Annotated in this window: 17 protein-coding genes and 2 pseudogenes; 15 read left to right on the forward strand and 4 right to left on the reverse strand. The window is 58.3% G+C overall.

Annotated features, from left to right (window positions below; translation table 11 throughout):
• From JFT80_RS09325 to yaaA, 3 genes and pseudogenes are all read right to left on the reverse strand, one after another.
• A pseudogene (locus tag JFT80_RS09325) lies at positions 1-531 on the reverse strand (glycosyltransferase); the annotation flags it as partial.
• A gap of 289 nt (positions 532-820) precedes the next feature.
• Positions 821-2,137, reverse strand: coding sequence for a nucleotide sugar dehydrogenase (locus JFT80_RS09330; RefSeq protein WP_008087506.1), 1,317 nt, complete (start codon positions 2,135-2,137; stop codon positions 821-823).
• Between the two features lie 799 nt (positions 2,138-2,936).
• Positions 2,937-3,715: pseudogene (yaaA, locus tag JFT80_RS09335) on the reverse strand (peroxide stress protein YaaA).
• 317 nt (positions 3,716-4,032) lie between these two features.
• Between yaaA and JFT80_RS09340 the strand changes: the two are divergent.
• From JFT80_RS09340 to JFT80_RS09400, 13 genes are all read left to right on the forward strand, one after another.
• On the forward strand, positions 4,033-5,157 hold the full coding sequence (locus JFT80_RS09340; RefSeq protein WP_201147662.1) for a polysaccharide deacetylase family protein: 1,125 nt from the start codon (positions 4,033-4,035) through the stop codon (positions 5,155-5,157).
• A 337-nt stretch (positions 5,158-5,494) separates the two neighbouring features.
• Positions 5,495-6,889: a PhoH family protein gene (locus JFT80_RS09345; protein ID WP_201147663.1), complete on the forward strand. Its 1,395-nt coding sequence runs from the start codon at positions 5,495-5,497 to the stop codon at positions 6,887-6,889.
• A gap of 273 nt (positions 6,890-7,162) precedes the next feature.
• Entirely contained in the window at positions 7,163-7,636 is a 474-nt protein-coding gene (moaC, locus tag JFT80_RS09350) for a cyclic pyranopterin monophosphate synthase MoaC (RefSeq protein ID WP_201147664.1), read from the forward strand.
• On the forward strand, positions 7,633-7,875 hold the full coding sequence (moaD, locus tag JFT80_RS09355; protein WP_096819168.1) for a molybdopterin converting factor subunit 1: 243 nt from the start codon (positions 7,633-7,635) through the stop codon (positions 7,873-7,875). The genes moaC and moaD overlap by 4 nt, the downstream gene beginning before the upstream one ends.
• A gap of 3 nt (positions 7,876-7,878) precedes the next feature.
• Complete coding sequence (gene moaE / locus JFT80_RS09360; RefSeq protein ID WP_201147665.1) at positions 7,879-8,331, forward strand: molybdopterin synthase catalytic subunit MoaE; 453 nt, start codon at positions 7,879-7,881, stop codon at positions 8,329-8,331.
• Between the two features lie 295 nt (positions 8,332-8,626).
• Positions 8,627-9,403 (forward strand): ABC transporter substrate-binding protein, encoded by a 777-nt coding sequence (locus JFT80_RS09365; protein ID WP_201147666.1) that lies wholly within the window; start codon positions 8,627-8,629, stop codon positions 9,401-9,403.
• Positions 9,404-9,950: 547 nt separating this feature from the next.
• Positions 9,951-10,460, forward strand: coding sequence for a disulfide bond formation protein B (locus JFT80_RS09370; RefSeq protein WP_122837589.1), 510 nt, complete (start codon positions 9,951-9,953; stop codon positions 10,458-10,460).
• An 849-nt stretch (positions 10,461-11,309) separates the two neighbouring features.
• Positions 11,310-12,251 carry a ubiquinol oxidase subunit II gene (gene cyoA, locus JFT80_RS09375; protein WP_008084799.1) on the forward strand — a complete coding sequence of 314 codons (942 nt, stop codon included), beginning with the start codon at positions 11,310-11,312 and terminating at the stop codon, positions 12,249-12,251.
• Positions 12,252-12,254: 3 nt separating this feature from the next.
• Positions 12,255-14,285, forward strand: a complete 2,031-nt coding sequence (gene cyoB / locus JFT80_RS09380; protein WP_201147667.1) for a cytochrome o ubiquinol oxidase subunit I — start codon at positions 12,255-12,257, stop codon at positions 14,283-14,285.
• A gap of 3 nt (positions 14,286-14,288) precedes the next feature.
• Positions 14,289-14,912 (forward strand): cytochrome o ubiquinol oxidase subunit III, encoded by a 624-nt coding sequence (gene cyoC, locus JFT80_RS09385; RefSeq protein ID WP_201147668.1) that lies wholly within the window; start codon positions 14,289-14,291, stop codon positions 14,910-14,912.
• Positions 14,912-15,247: a cytochrome o ubiquinol oxidase subunit IV gene (gene cyoD, locus JFT80_RS09390; RefSeq protein ID WP_201147669.1), complete on the forward strand. Its 336-nt coding sequence runs from the start codon at positions 14,912-14,914 to the stop codon at positions 15,245-15,247. Before cyoC ends, cyoD begins: the two co-directional genes overlap by 1 nt.
• A gap of 10 nt (positions 15,248-15,257) precedes the next feature.
• The gene (gene cyoE, locus JFT80_RS09395) at positions 15,258-16,145 is read left to right on the forward strand and encodes a heme o synthase (RefSeq protein ID WP_053123579.1); all 888 of its coding nucleotides are present in this window, start codon (positions 15,258-15,260) and stop codon (positions 16,143-16,145) included.
• 905 nt (positions 16,146-17,050) lie between these two features.
• Positions 17,051-17,848 (forward strand): hypothetical protein, encoded by a 798-nt coding sequence (locus tag JFT80_RS09400; protein WP_242482864.1) that lies wholly within the window; start codon positions 17,051-17,053, stop codon positions 17,846-17,848.
• A gap of 46 nt (positions 17,849-17,894) precedes the next feature.
• Here the strand turns inward: JFT80_RS09400 and JFT80_RS09405 are convergent, their stop codons facing one another.
• On the reverse strand, positions 17,895-19,313 hold the full coding sequence (locus tag JFT80_RS09405; RefSeq protein ID WP_201147670.1) for a PLP-dependent aminotransferase family protein: 1,419 nt from the start codon (positions 19,311-19,313) through the stop codon (positions 17,895-17,897).
• Between the two features lie 147 nt (positions 19,314-19,460).
• On the opposite strand from JFT80_RS09405, the gene JFT80_RS09410 reads away from it, so the two are divergent.
• Both JFT80_RS09410 and JFT80_RS09415 read left to right on the forward strand, forming a co-directional pair.
• Positions 19,461-20,561 (forward strand): hypothetical protein, encoded by a 1,101-nt coding sequence (locus JFT80_RS09410; protein WP_201147671.1) that lies wholly within the window; start codon positions 19,461-19,463, stop codon positions 20,559-20,561.
• 42 nt (positions 20,562-20,603) lie between these two features.
• Positions 20,604-21,884 carry an acetyl-CoA carboxylase biotin carboxylase subunit family protein gene (locus JFT80_RS09415; RefSeq protein WP_201147672.1) on the forward strand — a complete coding sequence of 427 codons (1,281 nt, stop codon included), beginning with the start codon at positions 20,604-20,606 and terminating at the stop codon, positions 21,882-21,884.
• The last annotated feature ends 13 nt before the right edge of the window (positions 21,885-21,897 follow it).

A 21,897-nucleotide genomic window follows, 5' to 3' on the forward strand; every position in this document is an offset into this window, starting at 1 on the left:
CGGCAGGTGACGGGAGATCGCGCGGAAACCATAGGCCAGGCCATCACGTTTGCCGGTACCGGGAATGCGCACGAAGTCGAGCTTGACCCGCTCGGGCGGGTTCATCCGCAACCAGAGGCTTTTGACCAGCAGCTCATCGGACATTTCCACGATGGAGCAGACCACGGTGGTCGGCAGGCCGCAGTCGATGGCCTCGCGAATCACCGAGCTGTAGACCTGGGCGGTGGTCAGCGCGTCGATTCGGAAACTGGTGACCATCAGGAAGACGTGGGACGGGTCCGCCGCCTTGCCCAGCTTGCGCACTTTGCGGCGCAGGTGCGGGTAGACCACGTACAGAAACAGCATGCCGCGCAGGAAGTGCGTGGCACCCATCGAGTAGCGCCAGATACCCACGGCGCCAATCAGGAAAATGAAGTCCTTCGACTCGGAGTCGAACGTGGACGTGGGCAGCATCAAGGCCAGGCCCATCAACAAACTGAGGTAGAACAGCCAACCGGCGGCCTGAAGTAGGCCGTGCTTTAGCCTGTGCATAATCTGCATCCGTCTCTATCTCGGGCGAGCCTGTGGGGTGGCCCGATGGGGTTAAGAGCAGGCTTACAAAAAACTTGCAAGGTTACGGGTGACACCGATCTTTTCGGGTTCACTCGAAACCCGGGTGAACCTGTGTAGGCGCTGGCGAAGGCTGCGATCTTTGATCTTGATCTTTCAGGGTTCGCTCAGAACTCAAGTGACCCTGAAAAGATCGCAGCCTCGTTTCACTCGTCAGCTCCTACCGCGGGTTCGCACAGTTGTTGCGCGGCGCCGAAGAGATGCCTTGCGGTTACCAGCAGATACCTTCGGTGCGCGTACCGGCGTCGGTGGCCTTGGCCATGAAGCCGACCAGGTCGATGACCTGTTTGCCGTGCGGTGCTTGCTGGGCCAGCGCGCGGAATTTCTCGTCGCGGTTGCCGAGGATGATCACGTCGGAGTTGTCGATTACCGAATCGAAGTCCGCGTTGAGCAGGGACGATACGTGCGGGATTTTCGACTCGATGTAGTCTTTGTTCGCGCCGTGAACACGGGCGTACTCGACGTTGCTGTCGTAGATGCTCAGGTCGTAACCCTTGCCGATCAGCATCTCGGCCAGTTCCACCAGCGGGCTTTCGCGCAGGTCGTCGGTGCCGGCCTTGAAGCTCAAGCCGAGCAGGGCGACTTTGCGTTTGTCGTGGCTTTCAACGATGTCGAAAGCGTTCTGCACTTGCGATTCGTTGCTGCGCATCAGCGAGTTGAGCAGCGGCGCTTCGACGTCCAGGGAACCGGCGCGATAGGTCAGAGCACGCACGTCTTTTGGCAGGCACGAACCACCGAAGGCGAAGCCTGGGCGCATGTAGTACTGGGACAGATTGAGGGTCTTGTCCTGGCAAACCACTTCCATCACTTCACGGCCATCGACGCCGACCGCTTTAGCGATGTTGCCGATCTCGTTGGCGAAGGTCACTTTGGTTGCGTGCCAGACGTTGCAGGTGTACTTGATCATCTCGGCGACGGCGATGTCCTTGCGGATGATCGGCGCGTCGAGTTCTTCGTACAGCGATTGCAGAACGTCGCCCGACGCCTTGTCGAACTCGCCGATGACGGTCATCGGTGGCAGGTCGTAGTCGGCGATGGCGGTGGATTCACGCAGGAACTCAGGGTTGACCGCGACGCCGAAATCAACGCCGGCTTTCTTGCCAGAGCAGTCTTCGAGAATCGGGATGACCACGTTGGCAACAGTGCCCGGCAGTACGGTGCTGCGCACAACGATGGTGTGACGGGTGGTTTTTTCACGCAGGACAAAACCGATCTCGCGGCATACCGCTTCGATGTAGTTCAGTTCCAGGTCGCCGTTCTTCTTGCTCGGCGTACCCACGCAGATCATCGACAGGTCAGTGTCACGAATCGCTTCGGCGAAGTTGGTCGTGCCACGCAGACGACCGGTCTGGATACCCTGTTGCAGAAGTTCGCCCAGGCCCGGTTCAACAATGGGGGATTTGCCAGCGTTGATCATGTCGATCTTGTCTTTGGCAACGTCAACGCCAACCACGTCATGGCCCCGTGCAGACAGGCAACCGGCACACACTGCGCCAACGTAACCCAAACCAAATATGCTGATGCGCATCGCAATTACCTCAGTGTTTTATCAGGCCTTAGAAGGCCGGAGTTAATGGTGTTCAGCGTTCACTAGTGCACTCGAAAGTGCGGCTTACAGGCGCCACAATGCCGTGTGCAGGCATACGAAGTTCCGAGTGTCTAAATAAGTGCACTCAAGATGTGCGCAACCAGGCCTTATAGTTATGACGTGCCCTGTTATGCAGCGGATCTTCCTTGTGGAAGACTCTGGTGCAATCGTCTTGCGCGCTCGATGTCAGGCGAAAAGCCCGTGGATCAAGCGGTTTGGTGCTCAGGCGAGCACGTTTATAGGGGCGCGGCCTTGGCCTTGCAGGGGATAGCAGTGTGGCTTATCTCCAGTCCTTTCAGTGTTGCCCAAATGAGCGATTAGTTAGCGCTAGTTTATGTGACAACTTCGCTGCATGAATCCCTTATCTGCGTAAGTTATCTCGTACAAACTCGGCGAGAATCGTTACCGGTGGTATGAGCTATGCATTTGGACATAGTTCCTGTCCACTCATCGCGAAATCTGAAATTTCTTGAAATATTGTCAAAGATGGCACTGGTCTCAATTTGATAGCACTTTTGCTTTCGCCCTTTATAAATAGGCGATTAATCGCAGTAGATAGTTTTGTGCCACTACTGTGAAAAAAATTAGGTGCCACTACTGAAAAAAATGATCAGTGTCGAGTGAAACAAAAGTTAGGGGAGGGTGCGCTGTATTTTTGACGCCAGAATGTCGTCGATTCGAAGGGGATTGTCAGACGATCAAACGTCGGCGCACGGAGATCGTGCGCCGAGCCGGTGCATCACTCGGGAGCGTGGTCGCGCAAAAACACCAGATTATCGGGTTTCGATTGCTCGGCGCTGTAGCGATAACCCTGCACATCGAAGTGCTTGAGCTGGGCTGGATCGTTGATTTTTTCCTGGATGACGAAGCGGCTCATCAGGCCACGGGCTTTTTTCGCGTAGAAGCTGATGATCTTGTACTGGCCGTTCTTCTGATCCTTGAATTCGGTGTTGATGATCCGTGCGTTCAAGGCTGTGCGTTTGACCGCCGAAAAGTATTCGTTGGACGCCAGGTTGAGCAGCACGTCGTCACCCTGATCGGCCAGTGCCTCGTTCAGCCATTCGCTGATGCGCGTGCCCCAGAAGGCGTAGAGATCTTTGCCACGGGCATTGGCCAGTTTGGTGCCCATTTCCAGGCGATACGGTTGCATCAGGTCCAGCGGGCGCAGCAAGCCATAGAGGCCGGAGAGCATGCGCAGGTGTTTTTGCGCATAGTCGAAGTTGGCTTCGCTGAAGGACTGCGCGTCGAGACCGGTGTAGACGTCACCCTTGAACGCGAGCAGCGCCTGCTTGGCGTTCTCTGGCGTAAACGCGGGCGTCCAGCTGCCGAAACGCGCGGCGTTGAGCCCGCCGATCTTGTCGGACACGTGCATCAGTTCGCTGATCTGCGCCGGCGTCAGGTCGCGCAGTTGCTGGATCAGTTCCTGGGAATGGTCGAGGTATTGCGGCTGAGTGAAGCGCTGGGTCGCCGGCGGTGTTTCGTAATCGAGGGTCTTGGCGGGGAAATCACCATCAGCATGAAGTCTTCTCCTTTAATCGTGGGGGCGATTCTAGGGGGTTGTCTGCGTTGACTCCAGCTATGGGTGTGATAGGTGATCGGTGGTGTCATGGAAAAAGATCGCAGCCTCGTTTCACTTGGCAGCTCCTACGGGCCGGGTTCACCGGCACTGGGGTGCGGCATCCGGGGCAAGATCGCAGCCTCGTTTCACTTGGCAGCTCCTATGGATCGGGTTCACCGGGGGATTGGGTGTGCTCCTGTAGGAGCTGCCGAAGGCTGCGATCTTTTGATCTTCCCGATATATAGTGCCGCGCGGGTTTTGTTATGGAGACATCCCATTGCGTATCGTATTTCTGGCCCTCGCCTGCCTCTTAAGCCTCGGCGCCACAGCGGCACCCGGCGAGGTGGCGACGCTCGAGCGTAGCACCTGGCCCGAACAGCTCGGCAACCCGACCCTGTTCGACGTCGCGTCGCGCGCCGAGATCCTCATGTTCGCGCGGGTGCTGCTGGCCAGTGAGTCCATGGACGATGCCAGCCTGACCCAACGCCTGGGCCTGCGCACGATCAATTCGGACGCCGTCCATCAGCTGCGCGAGCGCCTGTGGCAGCGCCTGCTGACCAACTACAACTTCGCCCAGCAAAGCTGCGATCAGGACGCCTCGTTCTGCTTTCTGGTAGAGGACATGGCGACGCTGCGCGAACAGGCCGCCAAGTTTCAGGTCAGCGATGACAGCTACTACATCAAATGGGCCGAACCGAGTCGCCTGTTCCACGCTCAGTACCTCGACGAACTGTTGCGCAAGGCTGCGCTGTTCCCGCAAACCACCAGCGAAGTCGATCGTTTTGGCGACTATGAGCGCAACGGCGAAAGCATGCACGACCGGTTGTTTCTGCTGACCTTCGACAGCGCCGCCAATGCTGTCCCGGACAATTCCGCCTGGGTGACCGAGTACCTGCGCAAGGCGAACATCAGCGGCACGTTCTTCGTGCTGGGCAAGGACATTCAGGCGCGACTCGCCGAGCGTTCAGTGTCCAGCCTGCAAGCGACTTACTCGCAACAGTGCATCGGTGTGCAGGGTTGGGAATTTCGCTCCCACAGCCACTGGCAGGACTGGCAGGACTCGGTGAGGCGCAGCGCCGACCTGGTCAAAAGCAAGCTGCCGGAAAACTACGTGCCGCTGTTTCGCCCGCCGGACGGCCAGCGTCGCGCGGACGCGGCGGCCTTCTTCAAGGCGCAGGGCCTGCAGGTGGCGCTGTGGGACATCGACGCCCAGGACGGCGCGGGCAAGCTCAAGGCCAATCAGGCCGCACAACGGGTGCTGACGCTGATGCTGCTGTGGCGCCACGGGGTGATCAATTTCAATGTGAAACAGGATGCAGTGAAAACCGCGCTGCCCTGGCTGATCACGCAAACGGCGGCCAGCGGGATCGGTTGGGACGACTGTCAGGACGGTTTTCGCTGAACAGGACAAAAGCCCGTAAACATTGGGCGAGGGGCGAAATCTTGAGAGATTTCGATGCAGGCGGACTTCCGACTTTAACGGCACATTGCCTGCACGCCAAGGGCTTTTCGTCACTCTGAAAAATAAACTTCAAAAAAGCGTCAAAGTACTTTTTCCTGTCACCTGTTTTGGAGTATTACGAAGACAGACCGCCGAAACCTGCAACACAGGTGGCGTCTCCCAAGACCCAATTGTGTGTGCAGTTCACTTGATCCCTCGCAGGTGAGTTCGGTGGCTACTTCGAGGCGCAGCACTGTCATGGTATTGCGTCTACTGGCTCTGACAAAGGTGACCGAGTATGGATGATCACGGACGTAGCCCTTCTTCCAACCAGCCAATCCTTTATGTACTCGATACCAACGTATTGATTCACGATCCAAACGCCCTGCTTAATTTCGAAGAACACCACGTCGCGATCCCGATGACCGTGCTTGAGGAACTGGACAAGCTCAAGAGCGGGCATCACAGCGTGGCCGCCGAGTGCCGTCAGGCCATCCGGCTGATTGACAAGACCTTGGGCGATGCTTCCCCGGAAGACGTCGAACTGGGTGTGCCGATCCAGCGCGGGAAGGGCGGACCGAAGGGCTTGCTGTCAATTCTGATGAGCAAGCAGGCTGAGTCGAACCTGATTCTGCCCGAGCACCTGAACGACAACAAAATCATCAACCAACTGATCGACCTGCACACCCGCGACCCGCAAAAACCTGTGGTGCTGGTGACCAAAGACATCAACATGCGCCTCAAGGCACGCGCCTGCGGAATCGCGGCCGAGGACTACAGCACCGACCAACTGGTCGATGACGTGTCCCTGCTGCCCAACGGCTACCACAACATGACCGGCTCGTTCTGGGACCGCGTGAGCAAGGTCGAAACCCGTCAGGACCATGGCCGCACCTGGCACCAGGTGCAACTGATCGACAACCTGCCGGCGGTGCACATCAACGAGTTCATCATTGATGAACAGGGCTTCGTTGGCTGGATCAAGGAGATTGAAGAAGACCGCTTGCTGATTCTCGACCTGCATCAGGAACCGTTGCTGCACCAAGAGGCGTGGGGGCTCAAACCACGCGACATCTATCAAAGCCTGGCGCTGTACGCGCTGCTGGATCCGGACATTCACCTGGTCAATCTGTCGGGTGCTGCAGGTTCGGGTAAAACCATTCTGGCGCTGGCCGCTGCGATCGAGCAGACCATGGTCAGCAAACGTTATCGCCGCATCATCGCCACCCGCAGCGTGCAGGGTCTGGACCAGGAAATCGGCTTCCTGCCCGGCACCGAAGCGGAAAAAATGGAGCCTTGGCTGGGCGCCATCACCGACAACCTCGAAGCCTTGCACATGGATGACGAAAACACCCATGGCAGCGTCGACTACATCCTCAGCAAAGTGCCGCTGCAGTTCAAATCGCTCAACTACATTCGCGGTCGCAGCTTCCAGCAAAGCCTGATTCTGATCGACGAATGCCAGAACCTCACGCCGCACCAGATGAAAACCATCATCACCCGTGCCGGCGCCGGTTCCAAAGTGGTGTGCCTGGGTAACCTGGCACAGATCGACACCCCTTACCTGTCCGCGACCAGCTCCGGGCTGACCTACCTGACTGAACGCTTCAAGGATTTCCCCAACGGTGTGCACATCACCCTGCAAGGGGTGCCTCGCTCGATCCTGGCTGAATACGCCGAAACCCACCTGTAACTCTCCACACAAAACCGGGCGGCCCAAAAGCCGCCCGGTTTTTTGCCCATATTTCGCGCCTGCCGCCCCGTAGGAGCTGCCGAAGGCTGCGATCTTTTGATCTTGGTAGGAGCTGCCGAAGGCTGCGATCTTTTGATCTTGCTTCTGAAAATAAAGATCAAAAGATCGCAGCCTGCGTCAGCTCCTACGGTGTTTGGCGGCAGCCTTGCAATCTTGCGTGCGGAAATCTGACCCGCAGGTTTACAATCCACGCTCCTGATCAGGAGTAATCCCGTGCTGACTCATCTCGATTCCCAAGGTCGCGCCAACATGGTCGACGTCACTGAAAAAGCCGTGACGTTCCGTGAAGCGACGGCTCAAGCGCTGGTGCGCATGCTCCCCGAAACGTTGCAGATGATTGTCAGCGGCGGCCATCCCAAGGGCGATGTGTTCGCCGTGGCGCGCATTGCCGGCATTCAGGCAGCGAAGAAAACCAGCGATCTGATTCCGCTGTGCCACCCGCTGATGCTCACTGGCGTCAAAGTCGAACTCAGTGCCGAAGGCGCAGACGCCGTGCGCATCGTCGCCCGCTGCAAACTGTCCGGGCAGACTGGCGTCGAAATGGAAGCGCTGACCGCCGCCAGCGTTGCCGCGCTGACCATCTACGACATGTGCAAAGCCGTCGATCGCGGCATGATCATCGAAAGCGTGCGCCTGCTGGAGAAGGTCGGCGGCAAGAGCGGGCACTTTCAAGCGGAGCAGCCATGAACCTGACCGTGAAATTTTTTGCCCGTTACCGTGAAGCGCTGGGCGTGGATTCGGTAAAGGTAGAAGGCGATTTCGCCACTGTCGATGACGTGAGGGCACTGTTGGCAAAGCGTGACGGCGCTGAAGTGTTGAGCGAGCAGAACCTGATGTGTGCACGCAACGAAGATCTCTGCCAACTCGATGAACCGGTGGTCGATGGCGACGAAGTGGCGTTTTTCCCTACCGTGACCGGAGGCTGAGCCATGGCAATTCGCGTGCAGGCCACGCCGTTCGATCCGGGCGCTGAAGTCAACGCGATGCACGCTGCCAACGTCGGCGTCGGCGCGGTGGTGAGTTTTGTCGGCTACGTGCGCGACTTCAATGATGGGCTGGATGTGGCGGGGATGTTCCTTGAGCACTATCCGGGCATGACCGAAAAAGCCCTCGGCAAAATCGCTATCGAAGCGGAGCAGCGCTGGCCGCTGCTGAAGCTGGAAGTGCTGCACCGCATCGGCGCGCTGGAGCCGGGCGAGCCTATCGTCTTCGTCGGCGCCGCCAGCGCCCATCGCCAGGCCGCTTTCGACGCCTGCGCGTTTGTCATGGACTACCTGAAAACCCGTGCACCGTTCTGGAAGAAAGAAAACACCAGCGACGGGCCGCGTTGGGTTGAAGGGCGCGACAGTGATCATGCCGCTGCGGATCGCTGGAAGCGATAGATCCTCGTCGTCCTCAGATACGCCTTCGCGGGCAAGCCCGCTCCCACAGGTCTTGTGTTGTTCCCATAATGTGTGAGCCACATCCGTCCATGTGGGAGCAGGCTTGCCCGCCAAGAGGCCATCAGCTTCACCATTGAATTCAGCTTGGTACTCCTCCCGACCACTGGCCAATCCCCCAATTGACGATCAGTACAAAAAAGTCCAGTATGGAATTATAAGTACAAAAAAGGCCGTCCCCAGTTCCAGCTTTTTCTTCTGTCTTGCCAAACCAACAACAACCCGCGAGAGAACGAACATGAAGAAACTCCCCCTCATCACCGGTCTGGCCCTGAGCCTGTTGGCAAGCGCCAGCGTGTTCGCCGCCGAGCAAACCCTGCGCATTGGCATCGAAGCCGCTTACCCACCCTTCGCCTCGAAAACCGACCAAGGTGAAATCGTCGGTTTCGACTACGACATCGGCAATGCCCTGTGTGCGCAGATGAAGGTCAAGTGCGTGTGGGTCGAAGGTGAGTTCGACGGTCTGATTCCGTCGCTGAAGGTGAAGAAAATCGACATGGCGCTGTCGTCGATGACCATCAACGAAGACCGCAAGAAATCAGTGGATTTCACCCACAAGTACTACTTCACCTCGTCGCGTCTGGTAATGAAGGACGGCGCCACGGTCGATGACCAGTACGCCAGCCTCAAGGGCAAGAACGTCGGCGTGCAGCGCGCGACCACCACCGATCGTTACGCCACCGAGGTGTTCGAGCCGAAGGGCATCAACGTCAAGCGCTACAGCAACAACGAAGAAATCTACATGGACCTGGCGGCGGGGCGTCTCGATGCGATCTTTGCCGACACCATTCCGCTGAATGACTTTCTGTCGATGCCACGTGGCCAGGGTTATGCGTTTGTCGGGCCTGAGTTGAAGGATCCGAAGTACGTGGGCGAGGGCGCGGGGATTGCGGTGCGCAAGGGCAACACCGAACTGGTCAGCGAGCTCAACAGCGCCATCGACGGCATTCGCGCCAATGGCGAATACCTGAAGATTTCCGAGAAGTACTTCAAGTCGGACATTTACGGCGACTGAGCAAAAGCATCGCCAGCAGGCTGGCTCCCACAGTTCTGAATGCGTCCCAGAGCGGGACAGCAGTCCGAGGCTCCCACAGAGCGCATTTCGCTGTGGGAGCCAGCAGGTTGGCTCTCACAGTTCTGAATGCATCCCAGAGCGGGACAGCAGTCCGAGGCTCTCACAGTTGAGCGCATTTCAATGTGGGAGCCAGCAGGTTGGCTCTCACAGTTCTGAATGCATCCCAGAGCGGGACAGCGGTCCGAGGCTCTCACAGTTGAGCGCATTTCAATGTGGGAGCCAGCAGGTTGGCTCTCACAGTTCTGAATGCATCCCAGAGCGGAACAGCGGTCCGAGGCTCTCACAGTTGAGCGCATTTCAATGTGGGAGCCAGCCTGCTGGCGATTCGGTCGCAAGCACATGCACATCTGTGTCAGTAGCCCACGTTAATCCCTTCTTAACCGCCCTGTCGTTTATTCCCCGACATCTATTCCATGCGCCCCGGGGCTCTCCAAGCCAGGGGCCAGCGTGTAGACTTCCGGTCAATCGAATTCAGAAGGGAAACGCAATGAGCGAGGAAACGATGCGGTTGGGCCGTGAGCGGCGCTACCTGGTATTGCTGGGCATCATCTGCCTGGCGCTGATCGGCGGCGCGCTGTACATGCAAATCGTCCTGGGCGAGGCGCCTTGCCCGCTGTGCATCCTGCAACGTTACGCATTGCTGCTGGTCGCGGTGTTTGCCTTCATTGGCGCGGCAATGAGCACCCGGCGCAGTATTACCATCCTTGAAACCCTGGTAGTGATCTGCGCGCTGGCCGGTGTGGCAGTGGCCGGGCATCACGTCTACACCCAGTTCTACCCGGCGGTCAGCTGCGGTATCGACGTACTGCAGCCGATTGTCGACGGGCTGCCGCTGGCGAAGGTCTTCCCGCTGGGGTTCCAGGTCGACGGCTTCTGTTCCACCCCGTATCCACCGATCCTCGGGCTGTCCCTGGCCCAGTGGGCGCTGGTGGCTTTCGTGCTGATCGTGGTACTGGTGCCGTTGCTGACGGTGCGTAACCGCAGGGCGCTGCGCTAACCCGCTGCTGTTCCCAGGATTACCGAGACGCCCCGGCCTTCGTTGAGCAGGCCGGGGCATTTTTTGTGGGTAAAAAGCCTGTTTCAGCCCTGAAGTAAAAAGAGCGTGATGTGCGACAGTCGAGGGTGCGACAGGTGTGCGACATGTTGTCACAGCGCAAGTGTCGCAGGGCGTTTCAAAGTGGCTGATTGGCGCAGTTCTGCGCGACGAAATTGGCCCTGGTTTCAGGTGCGCGCCGTACAACCGAAAAACCTCGAACAGGCAGTTTTAACAGGCCCTGGCGATTTGCCGGAGCCCTTGTCATATAGGGGCTACGGCGGGGTAGGCCGAGGCTGAAAAGCCTTCGGAGCTGTCTGAACTGAGGCGGATACACCTACATTTTTTGGTGTTTTTGTTGAGAATCGATTTCGATAACATGCGGAACTTTTGCAAAAATGGTGATGGATTGTTGCTCGAATGGATAAAAATTATTTCGGGATAAGACATGGTGTATAGGGCGCTACCTATCTACAATCGCCCGCACTGAATTCCCGGCACTGTTCAGCCTTTATTAAGGAGCACTTTATTAAAGGGCTGCGCAGGAAGTCGGGTGTCGAGCAAGTCGAGAGGCTTACAAGACACCCAGGTGTCGGTGCCTTCCAACTTTCCGCACCAAATGGAATTGGTCTGTAACAAGGCCTTTGACCACGAATTCGAATAAGAACTTAACGCTGTCCCGGGATTTGTCGAGCGTCTGACGCGCGACGGGCGGCCCTTATTCAATCCAAAGAAAATGCCAACCCTTGGCAGGGTGAAGTGTTGGCGATCAAAACCCAACTGCATTGCGCAAGCTGCTTTAGAGGTCGTGAGATGAGTAAAAACAGGTACCCCAGATTACTAGGCCTAGTGCCGCTGCTCGGCACGTTGTTGCTGGGAGGCTGCAACATGACCTTGCTCAATCCAACGGGCCAGGTCGGCCTGGAACAGCGCAACCTGATCATCACCGCGACCCTGCTGATGCTGTTGGTCGTTGTGCCGGTTATCGTCATGACCTTCCTGTTCGCCTGGAAATACCGCGCGTCGAACAAGAACGCCGTCTACACCCCGAAATGGTCGCACTCGACCAAAATCGAAGTGGCTGTGTGGACCATCCCGGTCCTGATCATCATTGCCCTGGGTTACATCACTTACATCTCGACTCACGAACTGGACCCTTATCGTCCGATCGAGTCTGACGTCAAGCCAGTGACCATCGAAGTGGTCGCGCTCGACTGGAAGTGGCTGTTCATCTACCCGGAACAAGGCATTGCCACGGTCAACAAGATCGTGTTCCCGGCGCACACGCCAATCAACTTCAAGATCACCTCTGACGCTGTGATGAACTCGTTCTTCATCCCGGGTCTGGGCGGCCAGATCTACGCGATGGCGGGCATGCAGACCAAACTGCACCTGATCGCTGACCGCAACGCTGAAATGGACGGTATCTCCGCCAACTACAGCGGCGCGGGTTTCACCGGCATGAAGTTCAAAGCCATCTCAACGACTCAGGAAGATTTCGACGCCTGGGTAAGTGAAGTCAAGAAGTCACCTAAACAGCTTGATCAAGCTGAATACGCAGCCCTTGCCAAGCCAAGCCAGAACAACCCAGTCGAGCTCTACTCCTCGGTCACGCCGAACCAGTTCCAGATCATCGTCGACAAGTACGAAGGTATGAAGCCGGGCAAGCCACTGAAGCACGAGAAGAAAGAGAAAGAAGTGGCGGCCACGGAAATTGACTCGAGTTCGCATTCAGCTGCCGGGGCAGAGGAGTAAACGATGTTTGGTAAATTAAGTTGGGAAGCAGTCCCATTCCACGAACCGATCGTGATGATTACCATCGCCATGATCGCGCTCGGTGGTCTGGCGCTGTTCGCTGCAATCACCTACTTCAAGAAGTGGACCTACTTGTGGACTGAGTGGTTGACCTCGGTTGACCACAAGAAAATCGGCGTGATGTACATCATCGTCGCCATGGTCATGCTGCTGCGCGGCTTTGCTGACGCCATCATGATGCGTACCCAGTTGGCCATGGCCACCGAGGGTTCGCCTGGCTACCTGCCGCCTGAACACTATGACCAGATCTTCACCGCTCACGGTGTGATCATGATCATCTTCATGGCGATGCCATTCTTCACCGGCCTGATGAACCTTGCAGTGCCGCTGCAGATCGGCGCACGTGACGTTGCCTTCCCGTTCCTGAACTCCCTGAGCTTCTGGCTGCTGGTATCGGGCGTCGTACTGATCAACCTGTCCCTGGGCGTCGGCGAATTCGCCAAGACCGGCTGGGTTGCCTATCCACCGCTGTCGGGCTTGCAATACAGTCCTGGCGTGGGCATGGACTACTACATCTGGGCGCTACAGCTGTCCGGGTTAGGTACGACGCTAACGGGGGTTAACTTCCTCGCGACCGTGCTGAAAATGCGTACCCCTGGCATGAAACTGATGGACATGCCGATCTTCACCTGGACCTGCACCTGGGCCAACGTTCTGATCGTGGCTTCGTTCCCGATCCTGACCGCTACCCTGGCACTGCTGACCCTTGACCGTTACATGGATTTCCACATTTTCACCAATGAACTTGGTGGCAATCCAATGATGTACGTCAACCTGTTCTGGGCGTGGGGCCACCCTGAGGTATACATCCTGATCCTGCCGGCATTCGGCATTTTCTCGGAAGTCATCTCGGCCTTCACCGGCAAGAAACTGTTCGGCCACCACTCGATGATCTACGCCTCGGGCGCGATCTCGGTACTGGGCTTCATGGTTTGGCTGCACCACTTCTTCACCATGGGTTCGGGTGCAAGCGTCAACGCCTTCTTCGGTCTGGCGACGATGCTGATTTCCATCCCGACGGGTGTGAAGCTATTCAACTGGCTGTTCACCATCTACCAGGGCCGTCTGCGCTTCACCAGCCAGGTGCTGTGGACTCTGGGCTTCATGGTGACCTTCGCCATCGGCGGCATGACCGGCGTACTGCTGGCCATCCCGGGTGCTGACTTCGTTCTGCACAACAGCCTGTTCGTGATCGCGCACTTCCACAACGTGATCATCGGCGGTGCGGTATTCGGTTACATCGCCGGTTTCGCCTTCTACTTCCCGAAAGCGTTCGGCTTCAAGCTGCACGAAGGCTGGGGTAAAGCAGCGTTCTGGTTCTGGATCTCGGGCTTCTTCGTCGCGTTCATGCCGCTCTACGTACTGGGCTTCATGGGCATGACCCGTCGCCTGAACGCCACCACCAACCCTGAGTGGGTGCCGTACCTGTACGTCGCCATGTTCGGTGCGGTGATGATCGCTGTCGGCATCGCCTGCCAGCTGATCCAGTTGTACGTCAGTGTGCGTGACCGCAACAAGCCAGAGAACGTTTGCGATCACGGTGACCCGTGGAATGCACACACCCTGGAATGGTCGACCTCGTCGCCACCGCCGTTCTACAACTTCGCTGTGCTGCCAAAAGCTGACTGCATCGACCCGTTCACCGAAGCCAAGGAAAACGGTACTGCGTACCAGCAACCGGCCAAGTACGAGCCGATCCACATGCCGAACAACACTGCCACTGGCGTAGTGATGGGCGCGCTGTTGACCGTCTTCGGTTTCGCCATGATCTGGCACATCTGGTGGCTGGCCATCGCGAGCCTGGTAGGCACTGTCGTCTACTTCGTGATCCACGCTGCACGTGATGACCAAGGCTATATGGTTCCGGTTGAAACGATCGAACGTATCGAAGCCGAGCAGCACAAGCGTCTGGTCGCGGCAGGGAAAATCCCGGCCAACGCCACCCGTGTTGAAACCTCGTTGGAACAGGCTTAAACCATGTCGAATTTAGTGACCAATGCTGGACACGCCCATGGTGAACATGGGCACGATGACCATCACCACGATTCGGGCGAGATGACCGTATACGGTTTCTGGCTCTACCTGATGACCGACTGCATTCTGTTTGCGTCGATCTTCGCGGTATACGCGGTACTGGTAAACAACGTCGCCGGTGGCCCTGCGGGCCACGACATCTTCGAACTGCCATACGTGCTGGGCGAAACCGCTCTGCTGTTGTTCAGTTCGATCACCTACGGCTTCGCCATGCTGGCGTTGTACAAAGGCAAGAAGCAGCAGGTTCTGGGCTGGTTGTTCATGACCTTCCTGCTGGGCGCAGGCTTTATCGCCATGGAGATCAACGAGTTCCACCTGCTGATCTCCGAGGGCTTCGGTCCTAGCCGTTCGGGCTTCCTGTCCGCGTTCTTCACCCTGGTCGGTACCCACGGTCTGCACGTATCTGCGGGTCTGATCTGGATGGGCATCATGATGTACCAGGTCAACAAGCACGGCCTGACGACGACCAACAAGACCCGTCTGAGCTGCCTGAGCCTGTTCTGGCACTTCCTGGACGTGGTGTGGATCTGCGTATTCACCGTTGTTTACCTGATGGGGACCCTGTAATGGCTAACGCACACTCCCATGACAGCCACGACGCCAGCCACGGCAGCGTCAAGTCCTACGCGATCGGCTTCATCCTTTCGGTGATCCTGACCGCTATTCCGTTTGCACTGGTGATGTACCCGTCGTTGCCGAAATCGATCACGCTGATGATCGTTCTGGCTTTCGCCGTGATCCAGGTGGTTGTCCACCTGGTGTACTTCCTGCACCTGGACCGCTCGGCCGCCCAGCGTAACAACGTCATTGCGTTTGTTTTCGCCGCGATCGTTATTGTCCTGCTGGTTGGCCTGTCGCTGTGGATCATGTTCAGCATCCACACGTACATGATGGCGAAGTGAGGTAGACCCGATGTCGCTCAAGCACTTTATCCAAATCACCAAACCGGGGATCATTTTCGGTAACGTGCTTTCTGTGGCAGGCGGGTTCTTCCTGGCCTCGAAAGGGCATGTCGATCTGGCGGTGTTTCTGGCAGCCATGATCGGCACGTCCCTGGTTGTCGCCTCCGGTTGCGTGTTCAACAACTGCATCGACCGCGACATCGACCTGAAGATGGAACGCACTAAAAACCGCGTGCTGGTGCAGGGCTTGATCTCCCTGAAACTGGCCCTGGTTTACGCGACCATCCTTGGTGTTCTCGGCGTTGCGTTGTTGTACAAGGTGGCCAACCCGTTGGCTGCCCTGTTCGCGGTAATCGGCTTTGTTATCTACGTCGGCTTCTACAGCCTGTACCTCAAGCGCAAGTCGGTTCACGGCACGCTGGTGGGCAGTCTGTCCGGCGCCATGCCGCCAGTGATCGGTTACGTGGCTGTAACCAATAGCTTCGACATGGCCGCGCTGACGTTGCTGGTGATGTTCAGCCTGTGGCAGATGCCGCATTCCTACGCCATCGCGATCTTCCGCTTCAACGATTATCTGGCCGCATCGATTCCGGTGCTGCCAGTGAAGCGCGGGATTCAAGTGGCCAAGAAGCACATTCTGCTCTACATCCTGGCGTTCCTCGTGGCGACCTTGATGCTGACCTTCAGCGGCTACGCCGGCATGAGCTACCTCGCTGTAGCAGCGGCCATGGGCATGTACTGGTTGTACATGGCCTGGACCGGCTACAAAGCGGTGGATGACACCGTCTGGGCACGTAAGCTGTTCGTGTTCTCGATCTTCACCATCACCGCGTTGAGCGTCATGATGTCCCTGGACTTCAAGGTGCCGGCGGAGTTGCTGCTGACGTACGCGCCGTAAGGCACAAAGGCTTGAAGAAAAACCCCGCACATCGAGAGATGTGCGGGGTTTTTTATGGGCGACAGTTCATGCGCTGCCACCAATGTTTACAACGCCGAACCCCTGTAGGAGCTGCCGTAGGCTGCGATCTTTGATTTTGATCTTTGGCAGGAACAGACATTGCTGAAGATCAAAAGATCGCAGCCTGCGGCAGCTCCTACAGAGACCTCATGCTCGACGCTGATATTTTTGAGGATGAGCCTGTGGGTACTGCGTTAAACACTCTTAGCGATCCGCTGGCAGTGGAGCACGACGGTTTGATGACCTGTACCGGTATTTGATGCGTGTTACGAGAACTCAAAAAAAGGTGCACGGTGGTGGCAGACGTTGACCGGCTATGGTGTTTTTCGCTCATGGCGCATGTTAATGAGTACGTAGGAAGTCTCTGAAGGAGTGTTCTGAAAATCTGCAAAGCAGTGTTCGCATGGTTGTGAGCGCTCAACTTCTGTCGTTAGATTTCCTTGTCGGGTGGTTTTTAAGAGCCCTGAAGTCAACTGTCGTTAGAGGGCTGTTAGCGTGAATGCATCAAAAAAATACCTGACCGATGCGGCGGTCCACCAGGCTCTGTTACTGGTCGATCTCACCGAAAAAAGCGCTCCCGAGCATGCCGTCCGACTATTGCTCAATGAAATCCTTCAGCGCCTGGCTGCAAGCGGCTGGCCCCAGGCTCAACTACAGACAGGCCCACGCGTGGTGTCTGCCGAGGAAAACTACGGGTTGCTCGGCTATGACCCCGCTGAAATCACATTGGGCAGCGAACATACCCGTTGGGTCGATGAGCACTCTCTGTTGCGTACGCAAACCACCAGTCAGATTCCTTCTGCGCTGCAGCGTGCGGCTCGTAGTCGGCAGCCGGGGAGACGATATTGCTGGCCGCGCCCGGTATCACCTTTCGCCGAGACAGTCGTGACCGCTGGCATTGCGCGGAGCCGCATCAGATGGATATCTGGGTCCTCGGTGATCCGCAGCTGTCGACGCACGAGCATTTGCTGCGCCTGGTCGGCGATATTCTTCAGGCCGCCGTGCCTGAAAAACCATGGGTCTACAGCGACAGCCCGCATCACTACACCGAAGGTGGAATCGAAGTGAATGTGATAAATGACGGCGCTCCCGTCGAGGTCCTGGAGTGCGGTCGTATTGCACAATCGTTGTTGGAACGGTTGCAGATAGATCCATCGCGTCATGGTGGGTTGGCGCTCGGGATGGGGCTGGATCGGCTGACGATGCTGCGCAAAGGCATTCCGGATATTCGCTTGCTGCGGGATCAGAATGTACGGGTGCAGGCGCAGATGCACGATTTGAATCCATGGCGTGCGGTTTCGCGTTTGCCGTCGATTGCTCGTGATATTTCGCTGGCGGTCACACCGGGGTTGAGCGAAGAAGTGTTGACCGAAAAAATGTTACTCGCGGCCGGTGACTGCGCCGAATGGATTGAGGAAATGCAGGTCAAGGGACGTTGGGGATTCGCTGACTTGCCTGTGCAGGCCGTCGAGCGTCTCGGGCTGTTGCCGGGCCAGGAGAATGTACTGCTCCGGGTGGTGCTTCGAGATTGTTCGCGATCGATCACGACGGCTGAGGCGAATGCCTTGTACGCGGATATCCAGTGCGCGTTGCACGAAGGCGCACCCGGGGCGGGGTACAAGATGGATGTTTCGAAGGTTTGATGCCGAGTAGGCAAACCGAACCCCCGTAGGGGAGGGTGGTGGTCGGCTATTCTTGTGGTTTATCCAGCAACCGGAAAAAGCGCTCGCGCACCTGGCTGCTGTCGCTGTGGGCGACGTTGAAGCGCAGGTGCTGGCCGGCGTCCGGGGCTTTGCTGAGCAGGGTGCCGGGGGCCAGGACCAAATCGATTTCCAGGCCTTTCCTGGCCAGGGTCTCGGCATGGTACCCATCAGGTAATCGGGTCCAGATGAACAACCCCTCATGGGGCAACGATGACACCGAGCAACCGGCTTCTTCCAGCCAGCGGGTCACCCGGTTGCTCGAGTCGTAGAGCCGGTCCACGGTGCGGCGGGTGTGTTTGGCGTAGCTGCCGTCGCTGAGCATGTTGCAGACGATCTGCTCGGCCAGTTCCGAGGTCATGCCGCCGGCGGCCATCTTGAGCCCGATCATGCGTGCGGCCAGTGGCGGCGAAAGCACCGCGTAGCTGACGCGACTGTTGGCGGTCAGGGTCTTGGAGAAGCCGGACACATAGCTGACGTTGTCCAGCCCGCCTGCCGCCAGGCGCGGGGTACCTCGTTGTTGCAGGTCGCAATACAAATCGTCTTCGACAATGTGGAAGCCGTAGCGGTGACTCAACTCCAGCAAGCGATAGACCTGCGCCGGCGAGAACGAGTGTCCGGTGGGGTTATGCAGACTGTTGTTGGTCATGTAGAGCACAGGCCGATGGGCAATGACTGTTCGCTCGAAAGCTTCGAGGTCCATGCCCTCGACACCCCGGTGGACGGTGACGACCTTGGCACCGTGCAAGGCCAGGTTGGTGTGCATGGTGAAGTAGCACGGGTCGTCGAGCAGCACGGTGTCGCCGGGTTTGATCAGCAGGCGCATCAGCATATCGATGGCCTGCACGGTATTGGCGGTGGTGACGATCTGCTCCACCGGCACCTCGATGCCGATGGCTGTCAGCTTGACCCGCAAGGCTTCGCGCAACGGCGGATAACCGGCGGCCACGCCGTATTCACCCATGCGCAGGGAGGCGTCGCGCAGGGTCCCGCGCACGGCTTTGAGCAACTCATCGGCCGGTAGCCATGAGGAAGGCAGAAAACCTGCGCCGGGACGTAGTGCGCCGTTGTCCTGCAGCACAGCGCGGCGGACCACGCTGAGCGTGTCCTGAGGCAGCAGGTCGGGGCCGGCATCCAGTTTGGGCATGGCGCTGGAGCGGTGTACGAAATGCCCCGAGCCCTGGCGGGAAACCACCAGGCCCTTGGCACGCAGCCGATCCAGGGCGTCGACCACCGTGGACTTGCCCACATTCATCAGGTCCGAAAGCTCGCGAATGGGCGGCAGGCGGGAGCCGTGGGGCAGGCCGCCCTGGTTGATCGCCACCGACAGCTGATCGACGATCTGCTGCACTAGCGGTACGCCGGGCTGGAATTCGATGGCCGCGATGACTGCGCGTTGAACCTGCATTTTACTGGTCTCTCCGGCAGTAAAGTTCGTTCGATTCTATACGAACTTGCTCTGATCAAGACAAGTGCTCTCTCTACCATCACCTTACAGTCTTTCCTGATTGTCGGCGTTTTTGCTCGCACAATCATTTGGTTCCAGAGGTGTTGCATGAGTATCGAGACAACGGCCGCCATCGCCAAACCGGTGATCAACATCCGTCTGTTCACGATCCGGATCATTACCGCCGTGTCGTTGTTTGCCGTGCTGGGCAAGGCCAACGTCTGGCTCGACACCGCCACCAACAGCATCCTTGCCCTGGGTTATCGGGCGTTATTATTGCTGCTGCCGTTGACGTTGCTGGTGCTGGGCCGTCGTTCCCTGAGCGTCACCCTGCTGTGCGCCGCCCTGGGGTTGGTGCTGCTGGCCGTCACCAGCAACCAGGGCATGGTGATGTTCGCTGCGGCGCTGTTTGCCTATGGCATCGCGATTGCCGGTTACCTGATCAAGAGCGAAGCGGCCCAGACCAAGGAGGGCGCAGCCTACAACCGGGTGGCGATGAACATGGGCAGCCTGCTGGCCGGGCTGATCCTGCTGTCGCCACTGCTGACCCCGCCCCTGTTTTTCCTCGGTGCCGCCAGCTTTGTCCTGCTGTGCGTGCCCATCGCCATGGGCGCGACCTTCACCACCCAGTCAGCGGCAGCCAGTCCGGTGACACAGGACGGCAGTGGCTGGCGCAACAAACTGCCGTGGGCGATCGCCGGCATCGTCATGGGCATCAAGCTGTTTGGTGTGTTCTCGATTCTTCCGCAAGCGATCCTGCTCGAAACCGGTGAGTTGCCAGCGTGGTACGGCCTGATGCTGATCCTCAACAGCGCGGTCGTGGTGTTCGCCCAGGTGCCGGTGATGAAACTCATCGAGCGCACGGGTCGCTTCAAGGTACTCGCGGTGATCGGAATCATCGTCGCAGGCTTTGTGGTGCTCTCGTCTCCCGCGGCCTTTCATGTGGAAACCCTGATCGGCGCGTTGATTTGGGTGGCCTTGCTGTCCATCGCCGAGTGCGCCTTCAGCTACCTCGATTACTTCTCGGTCAAGCAGAACAACATGTTCGTCAAGGAAGTGTCTCTGGGCGTCGGCGCCGGGCTAACGGTGCTGATCATGCGGGTGGTGCCGGCGCCCTACAACGCCTTGTTGCTGGCCGCCATCGGCGCGGGCGGGATTCTGGCGTGGTACTGGCTCAACCGCACATCCAACGCGGCGCTGCACGACTGAGCCATTGCGGTTGCTTTTTTTGCTTCACAGGCAGGAGGTTTCATGAAGACGACGTCATGCGTAGTAGTGGTCGGGTACAACGGCAACCGGGTTCACGATATCCAGAAGCTGCGCGACCTCTGCAAGACGCTCTACAACGCAAGGCTGATCCTGGTGGTCGAGCGCATTGCCCCTGATGACGACCAGGTGGCGGACCACGTCTGCAGCGCTTCACTGGCGCCCGAGGATGTAACCGATTCCCTGGAACTGGTGGTGGGCTGCCTGGCGGTCGATCGCTGGAAACTGATCGGCGTGCTGCCGTTTTCCGACCGCGGGGTGTTGCTCGGCGCGGCCCTGGCCAGTCATTACGGACTCCCGGGTATCACGCCCAACGAAGCACGGGCGGGGCTGGACAAGCAGATTTTCCGCAAGCTCGAAGCCACCTCCAGCAAGGCTCCCGAAGATTACCGGCCAGTATTTTCAACCCGTGTCGAGAGCCTGGCAGAACTGCGCCAGCGGGTCGTCGAACTGGGTGGCAGGGCGTTCATCAAGCCCGCCTGTGAAGGTGCCAGTCGCGGCTGCCGGGTGATCCATCACCCGTCCGAATGCGACGAGGCATGGCAGGCACTCAAGCCTTATCGCAGTGGCGGCATCGTGCTTGAAGAATTGGTTCGCGATGCTCGGGAATACAGCTGGGACTATGTGGCCGGCAGCACCTGGATCACCGAGAAAACCACGACCGAAGGCGCCTTCCGGGCCGAGATCCAGCAGGTGGTGCCTGCGCCGTTGCAAGGTGATGCCCAGGCCCGCCTGGCAGCGGCGGGGCGGCACATGTCGGGGCTGGTCTCCTTGGACAACGGTGCCTACCACAACGAAATCTTCCTGCGCCCTGACCAGCTCACTTCGGCGGTGGAAACCAACATGCGCCCTGGCGGCATGCACATCTGGGACCTGGCGCGCATTGCCTTTGTCGACTTCGACCCATGGGAGCGCTGGGTAAGGTGGGCCGTGGAGGGCCAGTGCGAGCGACAGGATCCGGTCGCGCGGGGTTACTGCGGCATTCGCCTGCTCAGGGCGCCGGGTGGTGGCCTGTTGCGTGACCTTCCAGACATCGACGCCGTGGCGCGGATGCTCGGCATCGAGTTGGTGGCGGCCGTGTATGAGCGGCGCATCGGCGACTCGGTGTCGGCGCTGGTCAAGGACAACACTTCATTTATCGGCCACATCGTCCTGTTCAACAAGGACTACGAGCAGCTCACCAGTGACTTGTTGCGCCTGGCCGAGGCGGTTGAAGTGCGCATGGAAGTCGCCTGCCTGGCGCCGCCCGCCAGAGCGATGGGCTGAACACGATTTGATT

The organism is Pseudomonas sp. TH10, assembly GCF_016651255.1.
GTDB lineage: Bacteria > Pseudomonadota > Gammaproteobacteria > Pseudomonadales > Pseudomonadaceae > Aquipseudomonas.